The 12,177-nt window shown below is 51.6% G+C and carries 11 protein-coding genes and 1 pseudogene; 9 read left to right on the forward strand and 3 right to left on the reverse strand.

Translation table 11 applies throughout. The features are described from left to right. Positions 1-17: 17 nt before the first annotated feature. On the forward strand, positions 18-899 hold the full coding sequence (locus B4N58_RS04925) for a MaoC family dehydratase (protein ID WP_291746457.1): 882 nt from the start codon (positions 18-20) through the stop codon (positions 897-899). Continuing rightward, positions 896-2,191 carry a thiolase family protein gene (locus B4N58_RS04930; RefSeq protein WP_291746460.1) on the forward strand — a complete coding sequence of 432 codons (1,296 nt, stop codon included), beginning with the start codon at positions 896-898 and terminating at the stop codon, positions 2,189-2,191. The genes B4N58_RS04925 and B4N58_RS04930 overlap by 4 nt, the downstream gene beginning before the upstream one ends. Positions 2,192-2,211: 20 nt before the next feature. Here B4N58_RS04930 and B4N58_RS04935 read toward each other — a convergent pair whose 3' ends face one another. Further along, entirely contained in the window at positions 2,212-2,475 is a 264-nt protein-coding gene (locus tag B4N58_RS04935) for a hypothetical protein (protein WP_291746463.1), read from the reverse strand. Positions 2,476-2,648: 173 nt separating this feature from the next. Here B4N58_RS04935 and B4N58_RS04940 point away from each other — a divergent pair, with 173 nt between their 5' ends. Then, a complete protein-coding gene (locus tag B4N58_RS04940) occupies positions 2,649-4,340 on the forward strand; it encodes an AMP-binding protein (RefSeq protein ID WP_291746465.1) in 1,692 nt (563 codons plus the stop codon). Positions 4,341-4,516: 176 nt separating this feature from the next. Then, a complete protein-coding gene (locus tag B4N58_RS04945) occupies positions 4,517-6,025 on the forward strand; it encodes a hypothetical protein (protein ID WP_291746468.1) in 1,509 nt (502 codons plus the stop codon). A gap of 58 nt (positions 6,026-6,083) precedes the next feature. Here the strand turns inward: B4N58_RS04945 and B4N58_RS04950 are convergent, their stop codons facing one another. After that, entirely contained in the window at positions 6,084-6,944 is an 861-nt protein-coding gene (locus B4N58_RS04950) for a pirin family protein (protein WP_291746470.1), read from the reverse strand. 292 nt (positions 6,945-7,236) lie between these two features. Here B4N58_RS04950 and B4N58_RS04955 point away from each other — a divergent pair, with 292 nt between their 5' ends. Beyond that, positions 7,237-8,151, forward strand: a complete 915-nt coding sequence (locus tag B4N58_RS04955; RefSeq protein ID WP_291746474.1) for a metal-dependent hydrolase — start codon at positions 7,237-7,239, stop codon at positions 8,149-8,151. Between the two features lie 272 nt (positions 8,152-8,423). Here the strand turns inward: B4N58_RS04955 and B4N58_RS04960 are convergent. Continuing rightward, positions 8,424-9,438: pseudogene (locus B4N58_RS04960) on the reverse strand (integron integrase). 196 nt (positions 9,439-9,634) lie between these two features. Between B4N58_RS04960 and B4N58_RS04965 the strand changes: the two are divergent. The 4 genes from B4N58_RS04965 to B4N58_RS04975 form a co-directional block, all read left to right on the forward strand. Then, positions 9,635-10,021 (forward strand): hypothetical protein, encoded by a 387-nt coding sequence (locus tag B4N58_RS04965; RefSeq protein ID WP_291746477.1) that lies wholly within the window; start codon positions 9,635-9,637, stop codon positions 10,019-10,021. Between the two features lie 201 nt (positions 10,022-10,222). Further along, positions 10,223-10,987, forward strand: a complete 765-nt coding sequence (locus B4N58_RS04970; RefSeq protein WP_291746479.1) for a TIR domain-containing protein — start codon at positions 10,223-10,225, stop codon at positions 10,985-10,987. Positions 10,988-11,141: 154 nt separating this feature from the next. After that, positions 11,142-11,633 carry a DUF2971 domain-containing protein gene (locus B4N58_RS15650; protein WP_363308865.1) on the forward strand — a complete coding sequence of 164 codons (492 nt, stop codon included), beginning with the start codon at positions 11,142-11,144 and terminating at the stop codon, positions 11,631-11,633. 12 nt (positions 11,634-11,645) lie between these two features. Next, positions 11,646-12,177 (forward strand): hypothetical protein (locus tag B4N58_RS04975; RefSeq protein ID WP_291746481.1); only part of this gene is annotated, 532 nt, incomplete at its 3' end.

Below are 12,177 nucleotides of genomic sequence, written 5' to 3' on the forward strand. Positions count from 1 at the left end.
GAAAAGGACTACACACCATGTTGGCAGACTATCCATTGAAATACCTGGCCTTGCACTGGCCCAACATTCGGTCCATGGGCTGGGCGGCTATTCGCAATGCAACGCCGATCACCCGGCCCGGTACCTTGCCGCAACTGCCTGTGCACCACAGCATGCATGTGCCCGCGCTGAACGATGAATTGCTGGACCAATACGTGGCCTGGACCGGTGCACCCGCTAATCGCTACCGCACAGAAATGCCTGCACATTTTTGCAGCCACTGGGCCATGCCCATGCTGGCCAAGCTGGGTAGCCTTGCGCCTTACAATTTGTTGTCGCTGTTGAATCAGGGTTTGCGCATGCAAATTCACAAGCCACTGAATCGTGGCGAGTCAATCGCCCTGCGCGGCAGTTTGATGGACGTGACTGATGATGGCGACAAGGTGCGCATTCACACGCGCGTACAGGCCAGCAACCCCGAGGGTGAATTGGCGGTGGTCATCGACAGTTACTCCACCGTACCCCGTGGTAAACCAGCAGGCAAAAGCAAACCCGCCAAGCGCGATGAATTTGAATTCACCACCGCAGGGCACTGGAATGCCGAGGAAGAAGATGGCCTGGCGTTTGCCATGCTGACGGGCGACTTCAATCCCATTCACACCATTAAGGCTCTGGGCAAACGCACGCGTTTTAAAAGCTGTATTTTGCATGGCTTCGGGCAATTGGCCCGTACTTGGGAAGTGCTGCACAACGCAGGCCACACGGTAGCCGATCTTGATGTGCGCTGGATCAAACCACTGCCTTTGCCCCATGCCGGCATGCAGGTACAAACCAGCACCAAGAAGGATTCTGAAGGTTACACACAGCTGCGTTTGGCCTCCGCTGATGGCACCTTGCACATGGTGGGGCGCTTCAAATGAAGTCGATTCGAAAAGCCGTAATTGTCGATGGCGTGCGCACACCTTTTCTGGATTCAGGTGGTGCATATTCGCAGCTTATGACCTATGAATTGGGTGGCAAAGCCATTGCCGGTTTGGTCAACAAGACTGGTGTTGATGCAAACCGCGTGAACATGGTGACCATGGGCACCGTGTTGCATGAAATTGAAACCTCGAACGTGGCGCGTGAAAGCATGTTGAGTGCTGGCTTGCCCGCCACCATTCCCGCTTACACCACCTCCATGGCCGGTTTGTCGGCCAGCGTGGGCTTTGCCAATTTGTGCGACATGATCGCCTTGGGCCGAATCGACGTGGGCATTGCAGCGGGTGTGGAAAGCTTTTCCGATATTCCCATTCGTTACTCCCAAAAAATTCGGCGCGCAGCCATGAAGGTGCGGCAAGATTCTTCTGCAAAAAACATACTGAAAAACTTGGCCAGCCTTCGCCCAGCCGACTTGAAACCCGAGATGCCCACCGGCACCGACTTCACCACTCGCAAAACCATGGGCGTGTGCGCCGAACAAATGGTGCAAAAGTTCAAGGTAAGCCGTGAAGACTGCGATGCTTTCACCGTGCGCAGCCACCAGTTGGCCATTGAGGCACTGAACCAAGGCCACTTCGAGGGCACCATTATTCCGGTTCAGGTGCCCGGTTTCAAACACCCCATTACATTGGACAACACACCCCGCAAGGACAGTAATATCCAAAAGCTAAGCACCATGCGCACCATTTTCCGAAAGGACGGTGTCATCACCGCCGCAGGTTCATCGCGTTTTACCGATGGTTCAGCCGCCTTGCTGGTCACCAGCCTGGAAGCCGCAAACGACATGGGTTTACAGCCCCTGGCCGAGGTGGTGGATTATCAACTGGCCGCTGTGAAAAACCTGGAAGAAGAAATGTTGTTGGGGCCAGCCGTGTCCATTCCTGCCTTGTTGGCCAGAAACAAGTTGAGCATGGCCGACATCGACGTGTGGGAACTGCACGAGGCTTTTGCAGCCCAAGTGTTGGTGAACATCGCTTGCATGCAGCGTAGCGAATTTGCGGGTGAGTACTATGGCGGTGCGGTTCCCGGCGAATTGCCCATGAACAAACTGAACACTTGGGGTGGTTCGCTTTCCCTGGGCAATCCGTTTGCGGCCACAGGCATTCGCTTACTCACCACCGCAGCCCGCAGGTTGCGGGTGGAGAACAAGCGTTACGCCGTGGTGTCCAGCTGTGCAGGTGGCGGCTTGGGCGCCGCCATACTGCTGGAAAACAAGGGGGCTTTGAACTAGCGTATTAACGATGACGTAAATCAATCATCGTCGTCGTCGTCATCGTCGCGGTCATCCCAATCGTCGTCGTCATCGTCATCATCGCGGTCGTCCCAATCGTCGTCGTCGCCCCAAACCCGGCGATCGTCGTAACCGTCGAAACCAAGGGCGGCATAGGCTGACGGAATCAGGATGTTGATGTCGATGGTGGGGCCATGACTGCGGCGGTAATCATCGCCAGCCTGGGCCAATTGGGAAAACGCAAGCGTGGTGCCCAAAGCGATGATGGAAATAAGCGTTTTCATTGAGTACTCCTGATGAAAATAGGCTGTAGGACTTTTTTGAAGCAATGTCATCGTTTAACTCTTGGTGACCTTGGCAGGTTGACAAAATGAATGTGAAATTTCCATGAAGCAGCCAGCGTGCTGATATTCTTGTATCAACTTAAAAGAACAGAAAAAACTCGGGAGACAAACAAATGAGCGCAGCGCAGTACGAAAAATTTGAAACCCTGCTGGATTGCCTGGACCATTGGGCAGCCACACAACCCAACAAGGTTTATTTCACACAGCCTTTCTCGGCCGAGAAAACAGTGGACTACACCTGGGCTCAAGTGGCTGATCAAGTCAACCGCATGGCGGCTTATTTGCAGTCGCTCAACCTGCCCGAAAAAACCCATATCGGTATTTTGGGCAAGAACAGCGCACACTGGATCATGGCCGACCTGGCCATTTGGCGGGCAGGGCATGTGTCCATTCCCTTGTACCCCACACTGAACGCTGAAACTGCTGAATACGTGCTCGACAACAGCGACTCAAAAATGATTTTCATCGGCAAGATGGACGAGCTGTGGCGCGTGGTCGAGAAGGGTATTCCCACCAGCATGCCTACCATCACTTTGCCCTTGGCGCCTGAATTAAAGCACGCCAAAAAATGGGACGATATTGTGGCCGCCACTGCGCCCACGCAAAAGCCGGTCAAGCGCAGCAAAGATGAAATGGCCACCATGCTGTACACCTCGGGCAGTACCGGCAAGCCCAAGGGCGTGATGATCTCGTTCAACGCCATGATCAGCGCACTGCGCGGCACCTCGCAGGTGATGAGCTTCAGCAACACCGACCGCATGATTTCCTACCTGCCGCTGGCCCACGCCGCAGAACGCGCCATTCTCGAAACCGGCTCGCTGTTCTATGGCTTTCATGTGTACTTCTCGTTCGGGCTCGACAGTTTTATTCAAGACTTGCAACGCGCACGGCCAACCCTGTTTTTCTCGGTACCGCGTTTGTGGACCAAGTTTTACAACGGCATTTGCGGAAAAATTCCGCTGGGTGTGCAGCACATTATTTTCCGCATCCCCATTCTTTCCGGTTTGTTCAAAAAGTTTTTGCTGAAAAAACTGGGCCTGTCAGAAGTGCGCATGGCGCTGAGCGGTTCTGCACCCTTGGCCCCGGCCCTGATGTCTTGGTACCGCAACCTGGGGCTTGATTTGCTCGAAGGCTACGCCATGAGCGAGAACTTCGCGTATTCCCATTGCAGCCTGCCCGGCAAAGTGCGCGTGGGCTATGTGGGCAACACCTACCCCGGCGTGGAATGCAAAATTTCCGAAGTAGGTGAGGTGCTGGTTAAAAGCCCCTGCAACATGATGGGCTATTACAAAAACCCCGAACTGACTGCAGAGTCTTACACCGCCGACGGCTTTTTGAAAACCGGCGATATGGGCGTGATCGACGAGCAAGGCCGCTTGAAAATTACCGGCCGCGTGAAAGAATTGTTCAAAACCAGCAAGGGCAAATACATTGCGCCTGTGCCGATTGAAAACCGCTTGAACGGCCATGAATTGATCGAGGCTGTGTGTGTAACAGGCCCCTCGTTTTCACAGCCGTTTGCGCTGGTCATGTTGCCCCTTGAGGAACACAAACAAGTGGAGCAAAACCCCAACGAAGCGGCTCGGGTTGAAAGCGAAATGACCGAGCTGCTAAACCATGTGAATGGTCAGCTTGAAGCCCATGAAAAGTTGAGCTGCATTGTGGTGGTAAAAGATCTGTGGAGCATGGAAAACGGCTTTCTGACCCCCACCATGAAGATCAAGCGCAACGTGATTGAACAGCATTATTTGCCCAAGGCCGAAGGCTGGGTTGCGCTTAAAAAGCCAGTGGTGATTGAGCAGTAAATAAGCAGTAAATAAGCAGTAAGTCAGTATTTTTACAGGCCCCAATTTGAGTGGGTGGTAGGCAGTAATTGGCTTCTATATTCTTCAGTGGTTAATACCCGTTCGCACTAATTAACGGTGTGTTAACTATCTGATTAATAAGTTGAAACAATTAGCCTACTCAAAAGGGGTGTTTTATGGGTTTTAATCGTTTTTTTGGCGCCAGCATTTTAAGCTTGGCTATTTTAGCGGGCTGCGGCGGTGGCGGTGATGGCACTGCGCCAGCAGCAGGTGGAGGTGGAGCAGGCGGCGGTGGCGGTACCACCACTTCAGGCCAGCTTACCAACTCTCCTATTGATGGCGTTCCCTACACCGCAACACCAAGCGGGTTGACAGGCACCACCATGAACGGTGGCATGTTTAACTTCCAGGCAGGTGACACAGTTACCTTCAATATTGCAGGGCTGGAAATTGCAGTACCCGGTGGTGCACGCATTACACCCCAAACAATTGCTGAAGAGCTGGCTGATGGCGATGCAACAACGCAAGCCAATATTTTGGCCAACCTCACCACGTTTTTCCAAACCATAGACAGTGATGGCCTGCCTGAGAATGGCTCAGTGACCATTCCTGACAACATCGAGTTCGCCAACGCTGCGGATCTATTGACCAGTCTGGAAATGGAACCAATGGACTTCCAGATGGCGTTCCAGACAGCGATCGACGGCGCATACCCAGAGGGTAGCGAGCCGATGATTGTTGATTCTGAGGAAGCCATGCTTCGCTTCTACAGAAACGAGCTGCAAGGCAATTGGCGTCTGGTCAGCGCGATGGATGGTGAAGAAACTATCGCAAGCAGCGCAGATTACCAAGTGTTGTTGAGCTTTGATGTGGGCAACACAAATGCAGCGAGCGATGGTGTGGTCAACTCTTTCGTATTCTCTGAATTTGAATTGAGTGACACTGAACCAGATTTCTCGTTTGTTGGTGTGGGTACGACCAACTACAACAGCGACACTGCTGAATTTCAGTTCACCAGCTTGCCGCGCGCTTTGGTTCCCGATTTCACAAGCCCACCCGGTACCAACAACTCTTCGAGTGAAAGCGATCCATTCCTGTTTTCTTCAAAAGTTGCCCTCGACGGCAATCAACTGGTGCTGACCTTGGTCGAGCAGGGCACCACAATTGTTGCTACCTTCGAGCGCTTCAACAACGTGAAAGACAGCTTGATTGGATCTTGGTACGAGGTACTTCCACCCGAATTGTCAACCGGTGGACCCACCACCATCGCCGCGCCAGCTCAGAACGGCAGCGTTGATTTCGGTGAAGATGTCGCCTCGGTGTTTTACTACTTCCTGTCCAATTCACGCGTGATGTTGGTGTTCACCGATCTGCCCGCGGTGGACAACGGTGAAGAGGCCAACGGTGTAATCGTAGCTGACTACACATTGGCGAATGGCCGGTTGACCTTCACCAATGTGTTGCTTGATTCGGTGAGTGACGTCTCAGCACCCGATCCTGCTGTGGCCGATGGCGACTTCGTCACCGTGGCCGCTGCAACCTTGAACGACACCAAGCGCATCTTGACCGAGGGCGACACCAGCAATGAACAGGAAACCTACGAGATCTATCGAATCCTGTCTTTGAGCGAACGTGTGGGTGCCTTTGAGCAAGCTGCCCCTGCCGAGGCTGTTGAAGCGAGATAATTCGTTTGATGTGCCAAAGTAGTTGAAACAAAAAAGCCCGGATTCTTCCGGGCTTTTTTTACGCCAGCGTGCCTTCCCGAAAATCTTGCAGGGCCTGCCGAATTTCCTGTTCGGTGTTCATCACAAACGGGCCGTATTGCGCAATCGGCTCATTCAGTGGCTTGCCCGCAATCAGCAGGGCCTTGGCATCGGCGCTGGCTTCTATCACCACGCCATCGCCTTCGTTCTTCAAAATCGCCATGCGTTTGTCGCCCACCACTTGGCCGCCCACTTTCACTTCGCCTCGGTAAACAAACACCACCGCATTGTGTTGCGCAGGCAGTTCTTGTACAAAACGCGAACCCGCAGGCAAATGCAAGTCCAGATACAAAGGCTGTGTGCCTTCGCGGCTTACCGCACCTTCTACGCCATAGCTGTTGCCTGCAATCACGGTAACCGCAACACCATCGGCGGTTTTAAACTGGGGCAGGTCGTTGTTCTTGAAATCCCGATACCAGGGCGTGCACATTTTGTCTTTCGCGGGCAGGTTCAACCACAGCTGAAAGCCTTCCATCACGCCTTCTTCCTGTTGCGGAATTTCACTGTGAAACACACCGCGCCCGGCCGTCATCCACTGTACGCCACCGTTTTCCAGCAAGCCCTTGTTGCCCTTGCTGTCCTCGTGCAACATGCGCCCCGCAATCATGTACGTGATGGTTTCAAACCCACGGTGCGGGTGGTTCGGAAAGCCTGCAATGTAATCGTTGGGGTTGTCGCTGCCGAAGTTGTCCAGCATTAGAAATGGGTCTAGCCTGCGCTGCAGGTTTTGCGTAATTACGCGGGTTAGCTTTACACCTGCGCCATCGCTGGTGGCTTGCCCCACCACAATGTGTTCCACGGTGCGCGGCTGTTGTACAGAAATTGATTGTGGAGCGTTCATAAATACCTCTCAATGAACTGGTCAATCCTTCGATTTTACCGCACACCACAAGGTCAAGAAGCCTTTGTGGAACAAACACTTCCGTAAATTCCAGCGAATTTCATATTGCAATGCAAAATAATTAATGCAATTGAATCAAGGGTTTGCCCTGTTTCTAAAAACAAACGCTCGTTTGAAATTTAGAGTGTTTTTCTAACGTTTACAGTTGTTAATGACGAGAATGATTGATACATTGAGCAATGTAATCGTTAGTACCAAAGCATAAAAATAGTTGCAACCAAAGGAGTACACCATGAAAGTCATTCCAGTGCGCCGTGACGTCAAGATCAACCTCGACGAGTCCCGCATCAACAACTGGCACGAAGCCGGTGAGCACGTCACCCATTTCTTCAACGCACTGTCGGTGTCGTTCCCCGCAGGCGAGCGTTTGTTCATGGACTCCGTGCGCGCCTACAAAGACCAGGTGACCGACCCCGAACTGAAACAAGCCATCACCGCATTCATCGGCCAGGAAGCGCTGCACAGCCGCGAGCACGAGGAATACAACGAGATGATGGACCGCAGTGGTGTGCCCGCTTTGAAGCTGGACAAAATGCTGTGGAAACTGTTGGGTGGTTTGCAAAAAGGACTCGGCAAAAAATTATCCTTGGCTAGCACCATTGCGCTGGAACATTACACCGCCATCATGGCCGACGCTGTGTTGAAAGATCCAAAAGTAACCGGCGAGAAATCAGACGAAGGTTTCAAGCAAATGTGGCAGTGGCACGCATACGAAGAAACCGAGCACAAAGCCGTGGCCTACGACGTGTGGAACACCGTGATTCCCGACAACGTGTACAACCGCTTCATTCGCCGCTTCGGCATGGTACTGGCCACCGTTATTTTCTGGCCCGTCATTATGTACTTCCACGCACGCCTGGTATTCGCCGACCCCAACACCAAGGGCAAGCACCTGCAAGGCTACAAAGCCGTTGCCAAAATGTTGCTGGGCAAGGAAGGCATTTTCCGCAACGCCATGAGCGATTTCTTCGACTACTTCCGCGCCGACTTCCACCCCTGGGACCATGACAACAGCCACTTCATGAAAGAGATCGACGCTTTCGTGGAGAAGGTCAACCAAGCCATGCGCAACCCCAACCCCGAAGTGAAAAAAGCAGTGCGTGCACGTATGAGCAAAGCTGTGACCAAGGCACCTGTGGCCGCATAAAAAACAGCAAATACTTTTTGTTGAAAACCGGACCATTCGTAGCGGGGTGGTCTGGTTTTTTTATTTCCGCGAGTTTTTTAGTTCAGTGACACCGCCCTGCAAATGAGGGGTGGTATTTTTTGCTGTGTGGCTGATAACAAGGCTGGGCACTGGTTCTAGAGATTGATTATTTATTAAGCAGCAGGGTGGGGAAATAGAAATGCTTGATGTTGATGCAGGATTATTTTACTTTTCAAGACAATTCATAAAACTTCGCGCAATAAGAGTGGGCTTTAGTATTGGCCCGCGGTAGCTATGGTGCTGCAGGAAAGTGAGTCTAAAGGACTGGCCACTCCACCGACACAATTTGCCACATGTGTGTAAATCATCGTTGTGTTTAGGTCGTTATGACCCAGCAATGTTTGAACAGTTCGAACATCAGCACCGGATTGAAGAAGATGCGTTGCGAAACTATGCCGCAGTGTGTGAGGTGATGCCGGTTTGTGAATGGCAGCACTTTCAAGTGCGCGCTTGAAGTCTCGTCTGAAAGTTTGTGGATATAAATGATGCCTGCGGTGAATGCCGCTCACTGGACAATTGGAAGTTCTCTCTTGAGGGAATACCCAGAACCATGCCCAGCTCTCGGGAGCACGGGGATATTTGACCTCTAGTGCATTAGGAAGCTCCACACCGGGTAGCAAATTGGCTCTGTCACCCTTCCATACAACATTTGCATATTGCAGCTGATTTTTCAAAGAGTCAGCAAGTGAAGCCGGAAGCATAACGACTCTGTCTTTGTCTCCTTTACCGCATCGGATGATGATGCAGTTGTGCTCAAAATCAATGTCTTTTGTACGCAGGCGAAGCGCTTCCATAATTCGCATACCACAGTGCATACAGCAGCTTGGCGACCAATAAATGGACTCCTTCGAGATTACTAAAGGCAGAGGCGGCTTCTTGACGGGTGAGGACCACAGGCAAACGCTTGGAAGTAGTTGGACGACCCACTTGCTCCAGCCATGGCAGGTTTTGCTTTAGAACTTCGCGATACAGAAAAAGTAATGCGGACCATGCCTGTTTGTGTGTTGATGCTGAGACTTTTCTTTTAATGCTTAGGTACTGCAAGAATGCCTCAACATGCGGTGCTGACATTTGAGCTGGGTGTTGCAAGTTGTGGAAGCGAATGTAAAACCGAACCCAGTACACATAGGCTTTTTCGGTTGCATAGGAATAGTGTTTGTACCGAATCGCAGTGCGCAATTGGTCAAGTAAACGTGGCGAGTTTTGGGTTTTGGTTATACTGTTCATTTGTACAGTATATTTGTCAGTCGCTAAGCTGTACAAAGGGCTCACTCTGCTGAGGTGCCCTCAGGGGTGATGTTCGAATAAATGGATATCGCCGTTATTGTTCGATAAAACTAGTTAGGCCTATTAAAGTATGACCGAGACATGGAAACCAACGTCGGAACAATCCGACCGCCTATTCGCCGAACTTGGACGTTGCTTGTACATCTATCAATCTATTGAGATCAGACTAAAGTTTCTGCTTCCACACATGGTCGTCCCCGGTACAGAGACACACGCCGAGAATGAAGGCACAGCCAACTGGAGAGTATTCCTTGACTCAAAGGAAACAATGGGGCCGTTGATGCAGCGACTCAAGGATCGCATCAATACAGAGCAGCGTGACCTGTTAGACGCAACTTGGACTCAGATCGTCATGCACAGAAATGAGGTTGTGCACCACTTTGCAAGTCAACCGTTTGCATGCTTTGCGACTGAAGTAGAACTTCAGGAGGCAATGGAGTATCTGCATAAACGGCGCGTACTAGCAACCCCGATGTTTGAAATGCTTCAACAGTTAAGCTTGGCGTTCGCAAAAGTTCTTTAATCCGAGGGATCTCTACATGATTCGGCTCCATTGCACTAAACCTGGCCTGGGTTCGTCGAGTAGCGTGGGCAACGTTGTGCCTTCGTGCAGCGGCCTAACCATAGGTTCAACACGGACAAAAATGCTTCGCATTTTTGCCGATTAACCTGGGCGTTAGTTTTCGCTTAGCAGCCGCCTAATCTACTCAGCCAAGGAGGGAAAATGGAACAGCAAAAGCCAATCATTTTTGTGAGTCACGCAGCTGTCGACTCTGAAGTCGTAAATCTATTTAAGAATGATGTAGAAAACAGCTTCTTAGGGCTTTGTCAGCTCTTTGTTTCATCCAATCTTGACAGCCTGCAAGGCGGGAAAGAGTGGATGCAAGTCATCAAGGATAAGCTCAGTGATGCTGTCATTTTTATTGGTCTACTTTCCCCGGTCGCGTTAAATCGACCCTGGATCTACACCGAATTCGGTGCCGGATGGATTAGAGGCATTCCGACCATTTCCGTTTGCCACTCAGGCCTGCGGAAGGATCAGTTACCCGTTCCGCTTTCTCATTTTCAGGCACTAGACCTCTTGGATGAAATGCATCTAGAGCATCTATATGGCCAAATAAGTACTGCTATCGGGTGCCAGAAGCCTCAAAAGAATTATGCGAGCGACATAAATAAGTACCGAGAAATTACTGAGACAAATCGAAGAGAACGCGCCGTCAGGCACTGGTTTGCCCAAATTCAGCAATGGAATCCAGAGTTTTCAAACATATTCCAAGGAAAAGAAGTTGAAGTCTTGGTTCCCGCAGAGGTTGATCATGCCTTCCGTCAATTTACACAAGACCCTGAAGTTATTCGCCTAATCAACTTCGAACCCAAGGGTATGGCGATGGGTACGCGCGTTGGGCTACAAGCGTCCATTTGGCTCGCCAAGCAAGGCGTAGAGTTTTCAGAGCTGAAGAGAATTGTCGAGTCTGGCCCCGCCAGTTAAAGCAAATTAGTATTTTTATGCCGCCGGTGCAAAACCTAACTGGTCGGTCAAGCGGACGCCAACAAGGGCCATGCCTTCGGCATTTTAATGGACCTTGTTGGTCCCCTATGCACATTCGGTGCTCCGGTGCCGCTTACCTTGGGCGTTATACATCATGAAATCCTCACCCAATCGCCTCGCATTTAAGTACCGAAGCGGCGATCCACAAACGCTCCAGAGAGACCTCGGGGCATTGCGCGATGCTACGTTTTATGCAGCATCGCGAGGGAGCCTAAACGACCCCTTCGAGGGTCGGTTCGATCGGTCTTCGCTAGATCGCCAGCTCTTACTGATCCGGCAAGTGGCGGCCGGATTTTCGCCTGGTTTTGCAGGCTCGTTTGATACAGTTTCAGAGGCCGCGAACGACCTCTTGAGCTTCGTCGATAAGAGCGGAGTCTTCTCGCTCAGCTACAACCCCCTGAATGAGCTCATTTGGGCTCACTACGGAGGTTCTCATTGCGGCTTCTGCATTGGCTACGACATCGAGAAACTCATTGAGTTCGAACCGAACTTGCACTATTGCTTTGACGTGCAGTACAGCGACACGGAGCCAACGCTCAGTTCTGAGCATCTTATAGGTGCTACCACTCCAATAACACTCCTTTAGAGGATCTTAGGAGTGAAGTCCACGCCGTGGAGGTACGAAGAAGAAGTGCGAGTTGTCACCGCGCCAGCCGGGCTCCACGAGCACGACTACCGCGCGGTGAAGAAGGTGTATTTTGGCCTTCGTTGTTCGGAATCAACTAGACAGGCCGTGATGGAGGCGCTCGCCGGAAGGGACGTTCTGTATGAACAAGTTGTGAGCCCTGGAACGTCTTATGTCCTTCAATCAAAGGCTATTCCCGACCACTTCGCGTCTGCAAGAAAGCATATGCAGAACTTGGCGCCAATCAACGATGGCGCGATCTGCCCGCACTATCTAAAGCCTGAGCAGAAGCAGTATCAAGACTACCTCTTTCGGGCCGCGGAGATCGTAAGGCGTGAGCCGTACTGCAGAGAGATTCAATTGGTCGAGTTCAGCGGTCAACGGAGCACACCTGAAAGGCCGATCATCTTCGTCCAGTACCTTCGCGGACCGAACAAGTGGGTCAATCACTACTTCAGCCTGCCGGAGATCGATGAACAGTATGCGTATTCTGGTCGAAACTGGA

The organism is Limnobacter sp. UBA3528 (assembly GCF_002377005.1).
Taxonomy (GTDB): Bacteria; Pseudomonadota; Gammaproteobacteria; order Burkholderiales; family Burkholderiaceae_B; genus Limnobacter.

Coding starts and splice junctions, on each gene's coding strand:
- B4N58_RS04925 (WP_291746457.1), top strand. CDS start 18: ATGTTGGCAGACTATCCATTGAAATACCTGGCCTTGCACTGGCCCAAC.
- B4N58_RS04930 (WP_291746460.1), top strand. CDS start 896: ATGAAGTCGATTCGAAAAGCCGTAATTGTCGATGGCGTGCGCACACCT.
- B4N58_RS04935 (WP_291746463.1), bottom strand. CDS start 2,475: ATGAAAACGCTTATTTCCATCATCGCTTTGGGCACCACGCTTGCGTTT.
- B4N58_RS04940 (WP_291746465.1), top strand. CDS start 2,649: ATGAGCGCAGCGCAGTACGAAAAATTTGAAACCCTGCTGGATTGCCTG.
- B4N58_RS04945 (WP_291746468.1), top strand. CDS start 4,517: ATGGGTTTTAATCGTTTTTTTGGCGCCAGCATTTTAAGCTTGGCTATT.
- B4N58_RS04950 (WP_291746470.1), bottom strand. CDS start 6,944: ATGAACGCTCCACAATCAATTTCTGTACAACAGCCGCGCACCGTGGAA.
- B4N58_RS04955 (WP_291746474.1), top strand. CDS start 7,237: ATGAAAGTCATTCCAGTGCGCCGTGACGTCAAGATCAACCTCGACGAG.
- B4N58_RS04970 (WP_291746479.1), top strand. CDS start 10,223: ATGGAACAGCAAAAGCCAATCATTTTTGTGAGTCACGCAGCTGTCGAC.
- B4N58_RS15650 (WP_363308865.1), top strand. CDS start 11,142: ATGAAATCCTCACCCAATCGCCTCGCATTTAAGTACCGAAGCGGCGAT.